The organism is Streptomyces atriruber (genome assembly GCF_001418325.1).
Classification (GTDB): domain Bacteria; phylum Actinomycetota; class Actinomycetes; order Streptomycetales; family Streptomycetaceae; genus Streptomyces; species Streptomyces atriruber.
The window spans coordinates 1-1,495 of record NZ_LIPN01000558.1; the positions used below are offsets into that span (position 1 = coordinate 1).

Here is a 1,495-nt window from a genome sequence, read left to right on the forward strand (position 1 = left end):
GGGTGGGGCGGTGGGGTCGTCGTCGGCGAGGGCCGGGGGTGCGAACAGGACCAGGGTCGTCAGGGTTGCAGCGCCCGCGATGCGGCGGAGGTGGCGGGTCATGGGTCACTCGCCCTCGGCGATCTCGATGGGGGCGGGGGGCATTGACCCCACTTGGAAGGTGACCTTGTCCGTTCCCTCCGGAGGGGCGGGGAACTGGGCGAACCAGCTCGCCGTCTCTCCCTGCTTCACGCGACCGTTGAACTTGGTGCACAGGCAACGGCCAGATGTGTCCCTGAGGACGAGGTACTTCTTCTTGCCCTCGTTGTCCACGAGAGCGGCACCTGACAGGGACCCTCCGTTGGAACGCAGCTCCCGTTCGTCGCTGGCCCAGTTGGCGCCCATCCAGGACCGACTGCCGTTGTTCGTCACCGTTCCCGAGACAGTGACGAAGCCTCCTCCGTCCCGGGAAGCCGAAAGGATCCTTACGCCGACATCGCCGTCCTTGGCCTCCGCCAACACCTGATCGGCTGAGGGGGTTCCACCCTTCTCTGCCTCTTCGTCTCCACGGTCTGTCTCCGCCGATGACGAACGCCCGGCCTTTTCGGGCTTCTCATCGTCTCCCCCACCGCCGCAGCCGGCGACCGTGAGGACCAGCCCAGTCGTGATCGCCACAGCGGTCATTGCCCTGCGGGTCGTCGCGGTACGCCGAATCTCCATCGCTACGGCTCCCCTCTTGTCGATCGCTTGTCAGTCGGCCAAGTGCACGGAGAAGAGAGCGGACGCATCAGGGAGGTCGCCCCATTCGAAGTCGTCCGGGTCGATCTCGAAGGATTCGCCGCCATCACATGTGAATTCCACGGGCTTTGCCGGGTCGGCCGACGCGGGGAAGTCGCAGCGAGGTCTGATGATGGCCGTGGCTTCGGCCTTCGCGTGCTTCGACTCGGTCCCCGGAATGATCGAGTCGCCCACGGTGTACGTGGTCTCGATCTTCACCCAGAAGCCCGGGAAACCGTTCACCTGATCGGGCCCGAAGCCGATGACGGTCGAGTCGTTGTCGGCGGCCAGGGCGTCCGCGGCCCCCCGAGCGCCCGCACCCGTGAACTTGTCACCCGTGAGCCAGTCCAGCCAGGCTTCGTCCTTGCCTATGGACAGTTCCAATCCGTCCATGAGTTCGTCCCTGGCATCCTGCGCAGCGGCCAATGCGGCTGCGTCAGCGGCTGATTGAGCCCCGTTGCGCGCAGAGGCAGCCTGGGCGAAGGCGAAGAAGGCAAACGCGACGAAGAGCAGAATGCCCGTCAACCAGATGTAGATGGGAAGAGTCTGCCCTCGGTCACTCTTCAGGCAGTCGGCCGTCAGCCGCCGACAACGTCGTCGACCGCGTCCCCAATGGCACTGGAGATCACACCGTCCAGTCCGAGCTGGTCGATGAGCGTGAAGATCCCCGCAATAAGAATCATCAGCCCCGCATACTCCACAAACCCCGCCCCCGCATCCCGGCCTCTTATCCACATCT

General features: G+C 65.1%; 2 protein-coding genes. Both read right to left on the reverse strand.

All coding sequences use genetic code 11. The features are described 5' to 3' along the window. Positions 1–105 precede the first annotated feature (105 nt). On the reverse strand, positions 106–699 hold the full coding sequence (locus AOK03_RS38365; protein WP_055569984.1) for a hypothetical protein: 594 nt from the start codon (positions 697–699) through the stop codon (positions 106–108). Positions 700–729: 30 nt separating this feature from the next. Continuing rightward, positions 730–1,281: a pilus assembly protein TadG-related protein gene (locus tag AOK03_RS38370; protein ID WP_244177926.1), complete on the reverse strand. Its 552-nt coding sequence runs from the start codon at positions 1,279–1,281 to the stop codon at positions 730–732. Between the last annotated feature and the right edge of the window lie 214 nt (positions 1,282–1,495).